Source organism: Paenibacillus rhizophilus (assembly GCF_003854965.1).
Lineage (GTDB): Bacteria > Bacillota > Bacilli > Paenibacillales > Paenibacillaceae > Paenibacillus_AQ > Paenibacillus_AQ rhizophilus.
Genome location: NZ_RQPI01000012.1, coordinates 36,206 through 53,581, shown reverse-complemented (window position 1 = coordinate 53,581; position 17,376 = coordinate 36,206). Strand labels below are relative to the sequence as shown.

The 17,376-nt window shown below is 48.7% G+C and carries 9 protein-coding genes; 6 read left to right on the top strand and 3 right to left on the bottom strand.

Annotated features, from left to right (window positions below):
* Window positions 1-3 precede the first annotated feature (3 nt).
* Together EH198_RS18045 and EH198_RS18040 are read left to right on the top strand one after the other, a co-directional pair.
* The gene (locus tag EH198_RS18045) at window positions 4-2,097 is read left to right on the top strand and encodes a 3-keto-alpha-glucoside-1,2-lyase-like domain-containing protein (RefSeq protein WP_124696921.1); all 2,094 of its coding nucleotides are present in this window, start codon (window positions 4-6) and stop codon (window positions 2,095-2,097) included.
* A gap of 79 nt (window positions 2,098-2,176) precedes the next feature.
* Window positions 2,177-2,935, top strand: coding sequence for a hypothetical protein (locus EH198_RS18040; RefSeq protein WP_124696920.1), 759 nt, complete (start codon window positions 2,177-2,179; stop codon window positions 2,933-2,935).
* Window positions 2,936-3,255: 320 nt separating this feature from the next.
* Here EH198_RS18040 and EH198_RS18035 read toward each other — a convergent pair whose 3' ends face one another.
* Together EH198_RS18035 and EH198_RS18030 are read right to left on the bottom strand one after the other, a co-directional pair.
* The gene (locus EH198_RS18035; RefSeq protein ID WP_124696919.1) at window positions 3,256-3,549 is read right to left on the bottom strand and encodes a DUF1330 domain-containing protein; all 294 of its coding nucleotides are present in this window, start codon (window positions 3,547-3,549) and stop codon (window positions 3,256-3,258) included.
* Between the two features lie 221 nt (window positions 3,550-3,770).
* Window positions 3,771-4,139, bottom strand: coding sequence for a winged helix-turn-helix transcriptional regulator (locus EH198_RS18030; protein ID WP_124696918.1), 369 nt, complete (start codon window positions 4,137-4,139; stop codon window positions 3,771-3,773).
* Between the two features lie 234 nt (window positions 4,140-4,373).
* Here EH198_RS18030 and sigK point away from each other — a divergent pair, with 234 nt between their 5' ends.
* Entirely contained in the window at window positions 4,374-5,075 is a 702-nt protein-coding gene (sigK, locus tag EH198_RS18025; protein ID WP_124696917.1) for an RNA polymerase sporulation sigma factor SigK, read from the top strand.
* A gap of 376 nt (window positions 5,076-5,451) precedes the next feature.
* On the opposite strand, the gene EH198_RS18020 is transcribed toward sigK, so the two are convergent.
* A complete protein-coding gene (locus EH198_RS18020) occupies window positions 5,452-5,799 on the bottom strand; it encodes a DDE-type integrase/transposase/recombinase (protein WP_246014411.1) in 348 nt (115 codons plus the stop codon).
* Window positions 5,800-6,843: 1,044 nt separating this feature from the next.
* Here EH198_RS18020 and EH198_RS18015 point away from each other — a divergent pair.
* From EH198_RS18015 to EH198_RS18005, 3 genes are read left to right on the top strand one after another with little or no spacing between them, the layout of a single operon-like run.
* On the top strand, window positions 6,844-12,618 hold the full coding sequence (locus tag EH198_RS18015) for a non-ribosomal peptide synthetase (RefSeq protein WP_124696915.1): 5,775 nt from the start codon (window positions 6,844-6,846) through the stop codon (window positions 12,616-12,618).
* Complete coding sequence (gene fabD / locus EH198_RS18010; RefSeq protein ID WP_124696914.1) at window positions 12,615-13,940, top strand: ACP S-malonyltransferase; 1,326 nt, start codon at window positions 12,615-12,617, stop codon at window positions 13,938-13,940. Before EH198_RS18015 ends, fabD begins: the two co-directional genes overlap by 4 nt.
* Entirely contained in the window at window positions 13,941-17,357 is a 3,417-nt protein-coding gene (locus EH198_RS18005) for a beta-ketoacyl synthase N-terminal-like domain-containing protein (RefSeq protein WP_124696913.1), read from the top strand.
* Window positions 17,358-17,376 lie beyond the last annotated feature (19 nt).

Below are 17,376 nucleotides of genomic sequence, written 5' to 3'. Positions count from 1 at the left end.
TTTATGAAAGCGGTTACTTTGAGAAAATTATTACTGCTTCCGCTTATGGCCACTCTGTTATTCGGTCCGGCTGGCCTCATGCCGGCGGACCGGGCCGAGGCGGCGGGTGCGACATATTATGTAGACGCGTCGGCGGGAAGCGACACGAATGGCGGCACAAGCACGAACAGTCCCTGGAAATCGCTGGCCAAGGTCAACTCGGTCGTATTTGGTCCCGGCGACCGGATTCTGCTCAAAGCCGGTTCGGTTTGGAGTGATACCTACCTGGACCTGAAGGGCTCGGGCGTGGAAGGAAGCCCGATCGTGGTAGACAAGTATGGAAGCGGTTCCAAACCGCTAATTAACTTCGGCAATACGGCGGTGGGCGGCGAAGGGTTCGGCGTCCGGCTCAAGAATGTGTCGTACTGGGAAATCAACAATCTGGAAATTACGAGCGGGCAGCACGCGACCGATATGCGCCGAAGCGGCATTCTCGTCGTCGGCGAAGGCGCGGGCGCAGGTGCGTTCAAGCATATTTATATCAAAGGCAATGACATCCATGACGTATTCGGTACCGACAGGAGAACCGGAGGCATCAATTTTCACGCGCGCGGCGGCAACACCGATCCCGAGAGTACCTGGGACGACGTATTGATCGAGGACAATACGGTGATCAATGTGGCGGATACCGGCATCCAGGTGATGACGGACGCTTTTGCCAATACTTCCTGGACCCATAAGTTCAACGCCTTCACCCATTTGATCATACGCGGCAACTATGTGGAGAAAATTCACCGGGACGGGATTCTGGTCCGCGCCGGCGTCTCTCCGCTGATTGAGTACAACACGACGAACGAGATCGGCGTCAGCTGCGACGTGAACACGTCTGTGGTCAATTATCTGGATAACATCGGTTTTGTCGCTGCCCAGTGGGCCTATTACACTTCCGGGGCCGTCTTCCAGCACAACGAAGCGTTCAATACCCGGGTTCTGCAAGGAGACGGCCAGGCTTGGGACTTCGACATCAGGGTCAGCGACAGTATCTATCAATATAACTTCAGCCATCACAACGAAGGCGGCGCCCTGCTGGTTATGGACAGTACGAACAACAATATTTTTCGCTATAATATCAGCCAGAATGACTACGACGCCTTCGGCACGTTCCATTTGAGACCGGGCGGCGGCAATCTGCACATCTACAACAATGTCATCTATCGCGACAACGGAATTACGTCGAGTCTGACCCAATCAAGCACGAGCGGAATGGCGAATTACACCAACAATATTTTCTATAACGCCGCCGGGGGAACGTACGCGAACAGCAATTACATGAAATACAGCCACAACCTGTTCTATGGCGCGAACTCGAATGTGCCGAACGACCCGGACAAGGTCACTCTCGACCCGCAGTTCCTGAACGGCGGCGGCGCATCCGGCATCGACACCGCATCGGCGTACAAACTGGCCGAAGGCTCGCCGGCCATCAATGCCGGTGCCGTCGTATGGGGCAACGGCAGCACCGACTTCTTCAGCAATCCGCTGTATAGCGGGGCGCCCGACATCGGCGTATACGAAGCCCCGGGAGCGGGAGGTCCCCCGGCAGCGCTGCTTGAGGACGATTTCGAAGACGGGACGGCGGACGGCTGGACCACGGTAGGAGGAAGCTGGGACATCGGGACGGAGGATTCGCTGGTCTACGCCCAGAATGGCTTGTATGGGGAATCGATCGCTTTCGCCGGCGAAGCCTTCTGGACCGACTACAGCCTTGAAGCGGATGTGAAGGTGAAGAAGCTCGGCGGCAATGCCGGCATCCTGTTCCGCTATCAGGATGCGAATAATTTTTATATGTTCCGGTTGAACGACACGGGCAGCACTGCCGATCTGTACAAGAAGACGGGAGGCAATCTCCAGATGCTGGCCAGCGTGCCGATAACCGTAAATCCGAATCAGGTATACAGGCTGAAGGCGACGGTTCAGGGATCGTCCATTACCGGGTCCGTTGACGGCACTGATCTCATCTCCTGGACCGGCAGCGGAGCGGAACTCGCTTCCGGCAAAATCGGCCTGCGCGTGCACTCCGGCATGGCGTCGTTCGACAATGTGCGGGTGACCGAGTAATGTCGGCATGGCGGGGTTAAGGCCGTCCGCCGTGGTCACGCTCCCCGCAGGTTAGCAGGCGAACAAGGAGGAATGAACGATGACCGCCGGAAAGACGGTGAGGGGCGGAAGCCGCAAATTCCGCCTGCGCTTGGCGGCGGGGAGACGTCTCCGGCTTCGGCCGCGGGCGGCGCTGCCGCTACTGCTAGCGCTGCTGCTGGCGCTGTTGGTGCCCGCCGCCTGCTCGATGTTTAAGCTGCCTGCCGAACCTGCCGTTTCCGAAGCCGGCGGCGGGGCGGCGGCGCCCGATCCGTTTGCCTCCGTCGCCTGGGTGAACGGCGAACCGGTCGCGTACGGCGAATTTCAGACCCGCATGCTGGAGTTGCGGGGAGAGGTCGTCGCCGAGACGGCGAAGGACGGCGCCGATCCGGCGGCCAAGAGTTTCTGGACCTCCGAGACCGGCGGACGCACGCCTCTCGGTCTGCTGAAAGAGAAGACGCTGGACCTTCTGGTCCGGGTGAAGGTCCAGCAGATTGCAGCCAAGGAAGCCGGAATCGCTGAAGACATCGGATACAAGGCGTTCCTGTCGCGGCTGGATGCAGAGAATCGGACGCGGAGCAGCCGGCTCCGGCGCGGCGAACCAATCTATGGTCCGCAGCAGTATACGGAAAAAGCCTATTACCGATACACTCTGGCCAATCTGGAGCTGGCGCTGCGGCAGCGGCTTGCCGAGGAGGACGGCGACCGCTCCGGCAAGCCGCTGGACGACAAACGCTACGAAGCGTGGCTGAACCGGCAGGCGACGAACGCCGTCGTCCGGGTGAATCCTTCTCTGTACGACAAGCTGTCGGCGGAGTGATCGGACCGTTCCAGGTTTCTTATGCTTTAATCGTTTACGTTAATTCAAGGGAGGGTCTGGTAAAGAAAACGCCTAACGCCGCCGGATGCGGTACCTGATTGAGATGACGCTTCTTTTTTGGGGAGCATCGGAACAACGGATCGACGAGGTTTTGGTACGCCACCTGCGGCCCGCGTTTTTCTAAAGTGGAACAATCTGGTGACGATCAAGTTATTCAGCTAAAGTGAACATAAGTTTAAACATCTAGTAGCTGCAACAAGCCGCCACGAATCATGAGATTGTGGCGGCTTGTTTATCGTCTACTATTCGAGCCCTATATGTTACTCTCTGCCATTGACTAGAATGACACTTGCTTTCGTCGCCGATTGGCGCAATTGAATTAACGGTGCATAAGCCTCGGAATAGTAAAACTTCTGAGCGGCCTCATAATCGGGAAATTCATGTACGACAACCGTAGATGGTTTCCAGTTGCCCTCCAGCACCTTTGGCTGAACATCGATGGTCAGGTTGCGGAAGCCAGGCACCTCCTTCAAAATGGCATCCGCTTTGGCTGCATATTCCTTAAACACCTCTTCATTTTCCACTTCAATATCTACAATTACATATGCGGTCATATTCATTCTCCTCTGTATGGTGGATGATGATCCTTCATCCTGTTTCCGCCGGCGGGTATGCATTCATCTTAATCCGGCACAAGGAGTCTGTAAATTAGACACTTTTTTGAACCTCAGTATCATTTATTACACTCAGTCGTTGCTGCGAACGTGAAAAGAGACCTTCGGAAAATGCCGCAGATTTTAGATCCGCAGCCTTTTCCAAGGTCTCCGTGTATAGATCAGATTTCAGTAGACTGAGGTAAATGATTTTCTGCCAGGAACTGTTCTCCCCATTTTTTCATCTCCATAATAAGGGCCTCAAGAGATGTGCCCAGAGGAGTTAAGGAGTATTCTACCTTGGGCGGAATCTGAGGATAAACCTCGCGGTGGATGAGACCGTCGTTTTCCAGTTCCCTTAACTGTAGGGTCAACATTTTCTGCGTTGCCGTAGGAAGGGCCCGCCGCAGTACTTGAAACCGTTTGGTTCCGTCCAGCAGTTCATATAAAATAATTCCCTTCCACTTTCCGCCTATGATACTTAAGGTGACTTCAACAGGGCAGCCCCCCGCCGGTTGGCATGGTTGCTTCTTTTCCAGTCGTTTTCTCACGGTGTTCCCTCCTTCGCATAACATTATACAATATGTTTATATTTTATCATGCGGCGCTGTTCCTGCTTAAGCAAGTTTGAGGCGATATACTCGAACAATTGAGATTGTTTCTGAGATTTCAAATTTCTCCCGTACATGCACTTCTAGGCATTCACCCACATACAATGAAGTGACCGTGAACCCGTAAGAGTTACTGACCGGTTTCATTGTACATGTGCGGGAGGTGTCGCCAACGTGCCCGGATTTCTTAGCACCATTGCACTGTTGATCAAGGAACTGTCGCTGCTGGTATCTTATGTAAGGAACAATGCGTTTCCGCAACCTTTGACGGAGCAGGAAGAAAGCAAGTACTTAGGAATGATGGCCGAGGGTGATGCTAAGGCACGGAATTTGCTGATTGAACATAACTTGCGGCTGGTTGCCCATATCGTTAAAAAGTTCGATAATACTGGTGAAGATATGGAAGATTTGATCTCCATCGGCACCATCGGGCTGATCAAAGCGATCGAGAGCTACCGCCCGAACAAGGGAACCAAATTGGCGACGTTTGCAGCCCGCTGTATCGAGAACGAAATTCTGATGCATCTGCGCTCGCTCAAAAAAACGCGCAAGGACGTGTCGCTGCACGACCCCATCGGGACGGACAAAGAGGGGAACGAGATTACGTTAATAGATATCCTGGGCTCGGAAACGGACGATGTCATTAAAGAGGTGGATCTCAAGATTGAGAAGAGTAAGATCTACCGCAACCTAGACATCTTGGATGACCGGGAAAAAGAAGTGGTGGTCGGCCGCTTCGGGCTGGATACCGGGGGCGAGGAGCGTACGCAGCGGGAGATCGCCAAAGAGCTGGGCATCAGCCGGAGCTATGTGTCGCGGATAGAGAAGCGGGCGCTGATGAAGCTGTATCATGAGTTTTATAAGGCGAAGCGTTAGAGGACTTAAAGGAGACTTTCCAGATGGAAGGTCTCTTTTTGGTCGCTGGTAAAACTTGCAGGTTGAATGGATTTTCAAATGGCCTACACACCATGTCCCAACTAATTTGCACAGGCAACTAGAGCTACTTTAGGCGGCCTTCCTTCAGCTCGTTTTTCGTTCATAATATTCCTTTAACCTAATGTTTCAGGGACGGATCAATCTGCGTTAAACCGCCATAATTAGCGCGCAGCGAATGGTGTCGGGTACCACGCTTCATTCTGACGAAAAAGCGCTTTAAGAAGATTAACGGTCTGGACAAGACCCCATTTAGTGGACATTGAAAAAAACACCTAGGCTGCAAACTGGATCAGGTACTCTACCGGCATCAGTTTATTTAATTTACGCTGCTGCCGTTTTTCGGTATTCGGCTTTGTGTCTCTACCAGATTTCGGATATCATAGGGGTAGAGTCCTTCCGTTTTGAGATGCGAGAAGAAGCTCTCCATGGAGGCGTTGTCTAGGCAATTGCCCCGGCGAGACATGCTGATTTGGGCGCCAACCTTTGGCAGCATGTCGTGGTAAGTATGAGACGTGTACTGGAATCCATGGTCGCTGTGAACGACCAATCCGGTCACGTCTTTTTGCTTGGCAAAAGCTTTGGCGAACGTCTGCAGAACCAGCTCATTGTCGTTGCGTTCACCTAGCTGGTAGGCCACTATCTCGTTGTTAAATAAGTCTTTCACCACTGAAAGATACAGCCAGCTATCCCCGACACGGTATTGGGTGACGCAGGTGACTCATTTCTGGTTTGGTTTTTCAACTGTAAAGTTTCGTTTGAGCAAGTTCTCAGCTACACGCTCGCCTGTCGGGTACGTGTCATGTTCAAGCGGCGTTTTCGGCGGATCTTAGCTTGAAGGCCAAGCTGTTGCATGACGCAGTACCTTCTTGTGGTTCATCCATATCCCCTCGTCCTGCCATACCATAAGTTGGAGTTGCCGATAACCGTACTTCCCCACGTTGCGCCAGTAAGCTCTACTAATGAGTTTCTTGGCATCTGCACTCCGATCCGTCTGTTTTCGCTTCAGATACGCATAATAACCGCTTCTGGAAACGCCGAATAACTGGCACAATTCTGTGATCCGGCCTTGGGCAGAAGCCTTCTCTAAAAGGACATACCTTTCTTTCTTACCTCCTGTATCCAGATTTCCAAGCACTTTTTTAGCCTTTCGTTTTTCCGTTTTAGCTTTTGAACATATCGGTCTTGATTTGATGTATTCCTGCCGTCTGTCTCGCTGATTCAGGAGTCGCCTTGTTCCCGGTATTTACGCTTCCACTTCTTCATTCTACTGTGAGTCATGAATGCCTATATGTTCATTAATCTTTCGGAAAGTTCATCGTTCCACAACATGCAGGCGGACCGCCTCTTTTTTAATCTCTTCAGAATACGTTTTAAACTTCTACCCTTGATAGCCTTACAAACATGCACTCCGTAGAACTTCATCGGATAAACACAGGGGTTTTTCCAATGTCTGTTCTAAAGGGTGCACTTCAGTAGAGTTCTTTTGTCGTGAAGAAAAGATGCCGCTGGGTATCCCATTGGTCTGCTACTCCACTCTTTATAAATTGTAAAGGCTTGCAGCGCGATCACGCAATATAGAGTGCGGTGTCGCAGCAGGAATAGGATTTACATACTGATGTCCGTTTATTTTCCGAATGCTACAATGTAAAAAGTTTAGGGATATTATGGAAGGTCCGGATTAACAACACATTATATAGGCGGTGATCAATTGGAAAGTTTTAATTCTCTATCTGAACTCCTCAAAGAAAGAAGTTCCAAAACGGACAAAGGTGTCTATTTGATTCTCAATGATCTGGAGACCAGGTTTATTTCATACGGCCAATTATATTCTTCCGCGCATTATACGTTGTCTGTCCTTCAGGATAAGGGGATGAAGCCAGGAGATGAGCTCTTGTTTCAGGTGGAAGATCCTGAATATTTTCTATATCTGTTCTGGGCCTGCATTCTGGGTGGAATCGTCGCGGTTCCTGTGCTTGTCGGGAGTAATAACGAGCATAAGCAAAAGGTATTAAACATATGGAACTATTTGACTCATCCTTATCTGGTAACGGACCGCAAAAGCCTGCAGCGGCTGTTAAATTATATGGACGGAAGGGAGGGTAATATCAGCTCAGGAAAAATTCAATCAAGAGCCGTTTTGCTGGATGAAGTCACCCAGCCATCGGGTCTTGGTCAGCTTCATGTTTCCTCTGGCAATGATATTGCTTTTGTTCAGTTCTCTTCCGGATCGACCGGTGATCCGAAGGGAGTTATCCTGACACAGGATAATCTGCTTGCCAATATCAATGCTATTCGAATAGCATCTAACGTCACCACCGATGATCGTTTATTGAGCTGGATGCCTCTAACTCATGACATGGGGATGATTGGGTGTCATTTGGTGCCGGTCCTGGCTGCTATTGATCAATATATCATGCCGACGTCCTTATTCATCAGGCACCCCACGCTTTGGTTGAAAAAGGCAAGCGAACACAAGGCCTCGCTATTGGCATCTCCGAACTTCGGATACAAATATATCCTTGGCCATATGAAAGAAGAAATGAAATATGCCTGGGACTTATCCGGCGTCCGCTTGATCTTTAACGGAGCAGAGCCTATTTCTGTTCCTTTGGCAGAAAAGTTCATGAATAAGATGCAAGGTTATGGGATGAAGAGAAGTGCCATGTTCCCTGTATATGGATTGGCCGAAGCCAGTCTTGGAGTTACCATCCCGCCTGTAGCTGAGAATATACAACCGGTTCATCTGCTTCGAAATTCCATGTGTATCGGAGAACGTGCCGTTTCAGTGGATGCTCCGGATGATGACAGTATCACTTTTGTGGACGTTGGAAGTCCGATACGAGATTGTGAGGTTCGGATCAGTGGCAAAGATGGGGAATCCCTAAGTGATTGGACCATCGGATACATCCACATTCGCGGCAGGAATGTAACTCATGGGTATTATGGGAACCCTACTGCAACTAAGGATGCAATCTGCGATGGCTGGCTTAATACCGGCGACTTGGGCCTGATGAGAAACGGGCGCTTGGTAATTACCGGCCGGGCAAAAGACATTATTTTTGTTAACGGTCAAAACTACTACCCTCACGATTTCGAACGCGTCGTCGAAGAGTTTTCCGGAATATTGCATCCAGCTGCCGTTTGCAGCGTTATCGAGCCGGACACACGGTCAGAGTCGATCTATATTTTTATCCAATTCAAAGAACCGGTAGAGCAGTTTGTAGGACTATCCAGCGAGGTGCATAAAGCGATTCACTCTAGGATAGGGTTGCAGGTTAAATGCGTGCTGCCCATTCACAAAATCCCTAAAACAACAAGCGGGAAAATTCAGCGTTATCAGTTGGCGGAACGGATTGAAAAAGGTGAGTTTGATGAACTGATCAAGCAAATTACGTCTTTGAGCTCCGAACAGGAGAAACAGGAAACAGAGTGTTTAGAAGAGACGCTAAGCCCGGTCGAATCAGAGCTTCTAGCCATGGCCAGAAGCATCGTCCCATCAGGCTTTATCGGCCCTGACACCAATTTGCTGGAGGCGGGATTAGATTCGCTTAAATTGCAGCAACTATTAAATTTGATGGAGGCGCATTTCAACGTTCGAGTGGCCACTCAGGAACTTTTTGAGCATCCGAATATTCGGGTATTGAGCAGTCGTTTGGAGGAATTGTTGTCGTCTGCGAAAGAAGAAGAGCTTACGATAGATCCAGTGGGGGTTCTTGCACGCTGCCCCGAAGATTTGATTCCCTTATCCTCACCCCAGAAGCGACTCTTTATTTTGCAGAGCATGAACCAGCAAAGCCTTGCCTACAATAATCCAATGGGGTGGATGCTTGAAGGCTCACTTTCCTTGGAGCAGCTTGAAAAAATGTTCAGGAATCTAATCAGCCGACATGAAGCATGGAGAACGAGCTTTTTGCTGGATGGCGATGAGCCGATGCAGCGTATCCATAAACCAGAGGAATTATCATTCCATATCGATTACGTGGATATGGAGGGGATGCATTCGGAGACTTCGAAGTTCTTCGATACCTTTGTTCGTCCTTTTGAACTGGCGCAAGCGCCACTCGTTCGGGTTAAGCTCGTACGACTGGAGAACCGCAAGCACCTACTGATGATGGACGCCCATCATTTGGTGGTGGACGGCACTTCCCGGGCCATTTTCATAAAGGAGTTCATAGACTTGGCAGCGGGGCGTGCACTACCGCCAGTTTCCTGCACGTATAAAGAATATGTCGCACATCAACAGATGTTACGACAATCGGAGGATATAGAGCGTCAGCGGGAATACTGGCTAAATCGACTGTCTGGTACAAAAGAAACTGTATTTCGCTTGCCATCGGACAATATCTTGCCACAGGAAGACGCGCCGTTATCAAGAACCTTCCGATTTCATTTAAGCAAGGAATTGGTCCATTCTTCCAAACAGCTTGCGGCACGGCATGGTATGACTCTCTTTATGATTCTATTTGCTGCTTATGCGTATATATTAGGAGAGTATAACGGGCATGAGAAGGTTGTTGTCGGAGTCCCGACTTCAGGAAGACGGCGCAAGGAATGGGAGTCTGTTATCGGAATGTTTGCAGGTACTCTGCCGATTCTATGCCAACCTGCATCCAGGTTGACTGTACGAGAGTTTTTACAAGACATCAGGAAGGGGATTTTGGAGGCTTTCGACAATCAGCTTTACCCGTTGGAGGATTTGATTCAGGATTTGAATTTGCAGCGTGATGCCGGAAAGAATCCGCTTTTCGAAACCTTGTTTGTTTTTCAAAATATGGAGCACCCTGTCATTCAAGATTCGGAACTTCGGATTACACCGCTCAGGGTCGACGAATATGAACCTAAATTTGAACTTGCGGTAGAAATCGAGGAAGAAGAAGGCGCAATGCAGGTCAAGCTTCGGTATGACGCTGTAAAGTATGAGCATGAAACGATCGAACGAATTGGTGCCCATTTTATTGAAGCGCTGAAAGGTTTTGTGAAGGATGAGAATATGGTGCTCGGTCAGTTCCATATGCTGCCTGCTTACGAGAAGAAACAACTGCTATCCGATTTTCAAGGATTAAGAAAGCCGCTACCTGCCGCTTGCATACAGGAAATGCTAAATCAGGCTGCAATTAAATATCCTGAGCATCTCGCTGTCGCGACCCCAGACCTGCGTTTAACCTACAAGGAGCTGCACCGTAAGGCAAATAGGCTAGCAAGAAAACTGCACTCCCTCGGGGTTAAACCGGGTTCGCTTATTGGGCTAATGACAGGGCGTACCGCTCATTTAGGTGTAGGTATTGTCGGTATTCTGAATGCAGGCTGCGCATTTGTGCCGATTGATCCTGGCTCGCCTGCTGAAAGAACGGAACGGATTCTGACGGATAGCGCCTGCAGCGTGATTGTAACACATGGCGAAGGAACTTTAGCTTTAGCCCAGTCTTTCAGCAGGATCAGGATTGATTTGGATGAGATAGACGATGATGAAGAGACATCTATCCCGCCAACTGTATCCCATTCCGACGATTTAGTGTACTCCATCTATACCTCTGGAAGCACGGGGACTCCTAAGGGTGTCTTGTTAGAAAACCGCGGGCTTGTGAATTATGTTGCATGGCTTCAGGAACAGGCAGAGCTCTGTGTGGATGACCGTGCTGTACTCGTCTCCTCTTATGCCTTCGATCTGGGCTATACAGCTTTATTCAGTGCTTTAACATGCGGTTGTGAACTTCATATTGTACCCCAATCTCATTTACTGGATCCTTCCGAGCTGCTGGCTTATTTGGAGAAGCACCGGATAACCTATATCAAAATGACACCCTCCCTGTTTCATCTGCTGGTAGAAGCGTCAGCGTTTAGCAGAACGAACCTAAGCGCACTGCGGCTCATCATCCTGGGAGGAGAACCGATACAGGTAGAGGATATAGCGAAATACTACCGTGCCTATCCGAATGCGAGAATAATGAACCACTATGGTCCCACAGAATGCACAATTGGCTGTATCGCCCAATCTATCGAACCGGAAGGGCTTGATGCATTCAAGACCCGCCCTACGTTAGGCAATCCAATCGCCAATACTCGTATCCATGTACTGGATTCGGAGTGTAAATTGCTTCCCATCGGAATTCCAGGCGAAATTTATATTGGAGGGGTCGGCGTCGCGAGAGGTTATAACGATCCCTCCTTAACGGAACAGGCTTTCCTAGATGTCGACCTCCGGTATAACGGGAGCAACTCGGAAAGGCTCTATCGAACCGGTGATTTGGGACGTTATGTGGCAGATGGTCGCATTGAATTTCTTGGCCGAATCGACTCACAGGTCAAGATCCGGGGGTATCGGGTCGAACTTGCCGAGATCGAGAACCGGTTGAACCAGCATCCGGATATCAGGCAAGCGGTGGTTATTTCCCGTTCAGGCCCAACAAATGCTTTGGAGCTGTGCGCATATGTAGCGGTTAATCCTGTACAAATCTCTATGCGGGCATTACGAGGTTTTCTTGCAAGCCATCTTCCAGAATATATGGTTCCGGCACGCTTTATTCAAGTTGAAGCCTTCCCGATTAACGAGAATGGAAAGATCAACCGGAAGCTGCTGCCAGACCCTGTTGAAGTATTGGATGCGGACGAGGAACGCCCGGGACCACAAAGTGACATGGAACGTCAATTACTGGTGCTCTGGAGAGAGGTCCTTCAACTGGAAGGGTTAGGTATCTACGATCATTTCTTTGAAGTGGGAGGGAATTCCTTGCTGGCAGTCAAGCTCCATCAGAAGATAGAGGAACAGCTTCCAGGACGAATGAAGGTGGTTGATTTATTTGCTTATCCGACCATATCGTTACTTGCCTATTATTTAACTGAAAAAGAAGCAGCTTCTCCAAGGATTGAGCCGGTCCGGCTGCCTGATGTCTATTACAACGTTTCCCGGCAAGCGTTTATCAAATCGGTCTACAAATTCACCGTTCCGGAACCTATGCATACGCAAATAAAACTTGCAGCGGCTGCGGAGGATATTTCAGTCGAACAGATCTGTCTGTCGGTATTTGCTTATCTCTTCCACGAGATCACAAAGCAGGAACGTATCGGTATTTCAGCTGTCACATCACAGGTAAATCGGATACAGAAGTTTACGATTTCTTTTGATCAGATTTCAGGTTTGCAGGGGTTATTTAAGTGGATACGGGTTCCAATGAATATGCCTCCGCAAGAAGATTGCATATCATCCGAACACCTTTCACCGCACCTCAAAGATTCAAAGCATCTATTCCCTCTGTTCTATGTGGACCGTTTATTCACTTTGTCACAGCAATGGATAGAACATCATGGGATAACACTTGCGGTGAACAGAAGTATCGAGCACTTTTCTTTTATATGTGAATTCAATGCAGACCTTCTCGATCAGAAAAGCGTAGCAGCTTTGTTCCGACGTTACTTGGAGTTGTTGCATCGAGTAGGAAAATTTTATAACTCATCCGTATCCGTAGAGGGAGCTGTATCAAGATGAATATCGAGTCGATCAGAATGGCCGCTTTATTTCCTGGTCAAGGTTCACAGTATCCAGGTATGGAAAAGCTATGTTGTGAAATGAGTCCGACAGCAAGGCTTCGCTTTGAAGAAGCAAGTGATCTGCTAGGGTACGATCTTCGGAAATTTTGCGGTGAAAGCGATGGGTCAACGCTTATGCAAACAGAGATTACCCAGCCTGCAATATTTGTAACCAGTGTTGCAATGTTTGAATGGTTTCTTGAATTACACGGCATCCAGCCTTATTTATATGCAGGTCACAGTCTTGGAGAGTGGACTGCCCTGACCTGTGCGGGTGCGCTCACGTTTCATGATGCGGTTCAATTGGTGCAGAAACGCGGGCTGTATATGCAGCAAGCTGCGGAAAATAAGCAAACCGGGATGAGAGTTGTGAATCATGCTAGTAGAGAGCAGGTGATGAAGGCGATTGAGAGTTTAGATGTATTGCCGGAGACTCTCGTGGTTGCTTGCTATAATGCACCGGATCAAACGGTTATTTCAGGCCATTCCGAATCCTTGCAGAAAGTTACACAACGACTGGAACAACAAGGGGCGGCGGTCATCCCGTTAAAAGTCAGCGCAGCTTTTCACAGTCCGTATATGGAACCGGCTGCCCAACTGATGAAAGAGGCCATAAGCCAGGTTCAGTTTCACCAGCCAAAAGGTATTGTATTATCGAATCTGGATGGATTGCCCTATCGGTCGTCAGATGAAATCGGAGAGAAGCTGACGGCACAACTTACAAATTCGGTACGCTGGGTTGAAACGATGGAGGCTCTCCATTATCGGGATCTGAACTACGCCGTTGAGTTTGGGCCGCGGAGTGTTTTGAAAAAATTAGTGCCAATTCATCACAATCTCCGGGCGTTGTCAATCGATGTACCCGATGATTTCACGATCATTTGCAGCGAACTCGCCGCGATTGACCGACCCAAACAGGCAATGAGGGCTTTAGGATTTGAAAATGAATTGCAGATTGTGAAGTATTGTCTGGCTGCTTCGGTAAGTACACCGAACCGAAATGATGGAATCGATGAACTAACCTATGAGAAAAATGTCGTGCATCCATATCGACTGCTCGAACAAATTCATTATCGATTGGAAGCAGGGAGCGCCAAAGTGACGGAGCAGGAATTGAGAGATTGCTCCAATCTGTTGGACACAATTCTGGCCAATAAACAAATCCATGAAGGGCTCAGAACGAGCTTGCTTTATCCGGTATATGAGGCTGTACGCCTCTCTGCTGAAAGCAGGAAATGGAATACTGATAGCGGTATGCCAACTGTAGGGGGGGTTGCATAAATGTTAGATTTTTCTGAATTCGTATTAGATGAAGCTTCTGATTTATTCGAGGAAAACATCGATATCGAGCAGGTTAACAATCAGGATATCGCGATTATCGGAATTGGCTTGAAGTTTCCATTGGTGAATGATCTGGATGAGTATTGGCGCGTGTTAAAAGATGGCGTTGACTGCGTCCGTTCGCTGCCGGCGGCTCGTAAACGAGATGCAGACCAGTTGCTTTCTTTTTTGAACGCGGATGATAAGTCTTACTCATATTTCGAAGGCGGGTACCTGGAAGAAATCGATAAGTTTGATGCAGAATTCTTCCGGTTATCCCCTGCCGAAGCAGAATTGATGGATCCCAATCAGCGGTTGTTCCTGGAGACCGTTTGGAGTGCGATTGAGGATGCCGGATATGGCGGCACCAAGTTGATAGGTAGCAATACCGGTGTTTTTTTGGGCTTTAGCCCGGATTTATTGGCTAATTATCGCCGATATATCTTTGATATAGACCCGCTAAATATGGCGGTTGGCCGCGCGGGTAATATTACCTCTATTATTGCAGGGCGGATGGCGTATTTGCTCGATTTGAAGGGTCCGAGCATGGTGGTAGATACGGCATGCTCATCGTCACTGGCAGCGGTACATCTCGCTTGTCAATCGATTCGTACGGGCGAAAGCGATATGGCGATCGCAGGTTGTTCGAAGCTAATGTTGCTACCCCTGGATATGGATGTAAAGATCGGAATCGAATCATCCGATGCCCGAACGAAGGCCTTTGATGATGCATCGGATGGAACCGGTCTTGGCGAAGGCGTTAGTGCCATTGTTTTAAAGCCACTGCACAAGGCGCTTCGTGACCGGGACTCTATCCATGCAGTGATAAAGGGAAGTGCCTGTCAGCAGGATGGGAGATCGGCCGGTCTAACCGCGCCGAATGCTGACGCACAAACGCAAGTACTAACAAAAGCTTGGAGACAGGCAGGAATCAATCCTGAAACGATAGGCTATATCGAAGCACATGGCACAGGAACGAAGCTGGGTGACCCCATTGAAATCGAGGGAATCCGTAAGGCATTTCAAAAGTTCACAACAAAAAGACAGTTTTGCGGAATCGGTTCATTGAAATCAAACTTTGGCCACTTGGACCATGCAGCAGGATTGGCTGGGCTAATCAAGGCCGTACTAGCTTTGAAGCACAAAAAGCTTCCTCCAACGCTGCATTTTACACAACCAAACCGGCAAATATCGTTCATTGACTCACCGGTATATGTTAATAGCCGCCTGTCCGATTGGGAATCGGACGGTAAACCTAGACGTTGCGGTGTCAATGCTTTTGGACTAAGCGGAACCAATTGTCATGTGCTGCTAGAGGAAGCCCCTTCCACCCAGGCTGATTATATGAAGCAAGAAGACAGTCGCTGCTATGTTTTTGTGCTTTCTACTCGCAAGCTGAGCAGTCTCAAAAAAACGATTAGAAGTTATATACATTTTGTTGAAAATAAAGTAAAATATCGTTTGGAAGATATTTGCTATACATTGCAAACAGGAAGAGGCCATTACCAATACAGACTTGCTATTCTTACAGAAAGTATAGAGGACCTGCTTCTTAAATTGCGTGAGCTTGATTCTTGTGATCGTTTCGATGATTGTGACAACCCGGACATTTTTTTCGGACAAGATTTCGGAGAAGAAAAGGCGTGGCAGCCCTCGGTCATTAGCGGAATGAATGAAGGGAATCGGCTTACTGAGCTGAGGCAGGCCTGCTTCAGCTATATCTCTGGATATTCTGTACGGTGGGAGTCTTTTCATTTGGAATCAAACCCTGCACGCGTACATATGCCTACCTATGTTTTTGACAAGCAGCGCTACTGGTCTTCCCCAGATCATCGGCTCCAGGCTTCCCCAGCGATCAAATTGACTGGAAGACCAGAAGGTGAATATTCGCCGGATGAAATTCAAATCGCCAGCATTTGGGGGGATGTGCTCAAAATTGAAGAAGTGGGGCTTCATGATCATTTTTTTGAAATTGGAGGTGACTCAATCATCGCCCTAAAGCTTGTATCGGAGATGCAAAAGCATTATCAATGGTCAATAAACGACATGTTTCGTTTCTCCACCATCTGTCAGCAAGCACTGCAAGTGCAGGCCGGCATAAACCATAAATTGCTCCGGATAGAAGCTCTGCAACACAGGATTTTATCCCGTAAGGAAAAGCTGGAACTCAAGGACTGCATGGAACTTGAAAAGCCCCTGAAGGAATATCATACAAGGCTTGCTCAGATGCATGAGGCGGACCTCAGCGTGACAAATGGATATAATACTCTTCTCTTAACAGGCGCAACTGGCTATTTGGGTATCTATCTGATGCGCGATTTGCTAGTTCATACTTCTCTCCGGTTGATAGTACTTGTTCGAGGGCATGACGCTGCGGATGCTTCGGAGCGTTTGCGTAATAAAGCACTCTTCTATTTTCAAACCGATTTGCTCAAGGAGTTTCAAGACCGGCTGATCGTTGTTAACGGGGATATTTGTCAGGATCGTTTAGGCTTGGAGAAAGCGGCATACCATGAACTTTCGCTGGAGGTTGACGTTGTACTCCATGCGGCCGCATATACAAGTTATTACGGCGAAGAATCAAAGTTCTTTGAAGTGAACGTTGAGGGCACCAGACGTGTTCTTGAATTCGTCAAGAGTGGAAAAATGAAGGATCTGCATCATATCTCTACTCTGGGGATCGGAACCGGTAAGCGTGAAGGTCTCAGCAAGGCGCTCTTCACTGAATTTGATTGTGATCAAGGTCAAGAGCTGAATATTCATTATGCGCGCACAAAGTTTATAGCCGAGAAAATGCTTCTTGCTGCAAAGGGTGAGGGTCTGAATGTTTCGATCTACCGCATCGGGCACCTGATATGTGATTCACAAACCGGTAGATTTCAAGAAAATATCGGCGATAATGCGGTCTATGCCATGCTAAAAGCTGCTGTTCGTACAGGGGCATTTCCTGATATTGAAAGGGAGAACATCGAGCTGTGTTTCATTGATTCGGTAAGCATGGCCATCACGCTCTTGCTCCCGGTAAGTGCGCTTCGGAATGATATCCATCATTTAATGAACCCGTTCACCATCAGCTTTTCAGCCTTGGCAAGAATGCTGAATGAAGTTTCCGGTGAACAAAGCATGAAATTGGAGCCTGTTCAAGAATATCTGAGAATGATGCTCGACTTGTCCGAGGATAAAACGAATGCTGATCGTCAATCTTTTGCCAATCAGATTCTTTTGTATTTGGATATGCTGCACGCTCCATCGGAGTATTTCTTTGCCACTGAAAAAACAGAACGTTATCTGGAAAGGCTCGGTTTCTCCTGGGAGTCGGTCCGCCCGCTGCATATAGAGAGAATGCTCGACCACTGTAAGGAAGTAAACTTTTTGTAAGGGTTATGTATGATGAAGG

Excerpts from the sequence above, each read along its gene's own strand:
- EH198_RS18040 (WP_124696920.1), top strand. The coding sequence starts at position 2,177 with ATGACCGCCGGAAAGACGGTGAGGGGCGGAAGCCGCAAATTCCGCCTG.
- EH198_RS18035 (WP_124696919.1), bottom strand. The coding sequence starts at position 3,549 with ATGACCGCATATGTAATTGTAGATATTGAAGTGGAAAATGAAGAGGTG.
- EH198_RS18045 (WP_124696921.1), top strand. The coding sequence starts at position 4 with ATGAAAGCGGTTACTTTGAGAAAATTATTACTGCTTCCGCTTATGGCC.
- fabD (WP_124696914.1), top strand. The coding sequence starts at position 12,615 with ATGAATATCGAGTCGATCAGAATGGCCGCTTTATTTCCTGGTCAAGGT.
- EH198_RS18005 (WP_124696913.1), top strand. The coding sequence starts at position 13,941 with ATGTTAGATTTTTCTGAATTCGTATTAGATGAAGCTTCTGATTTATTC.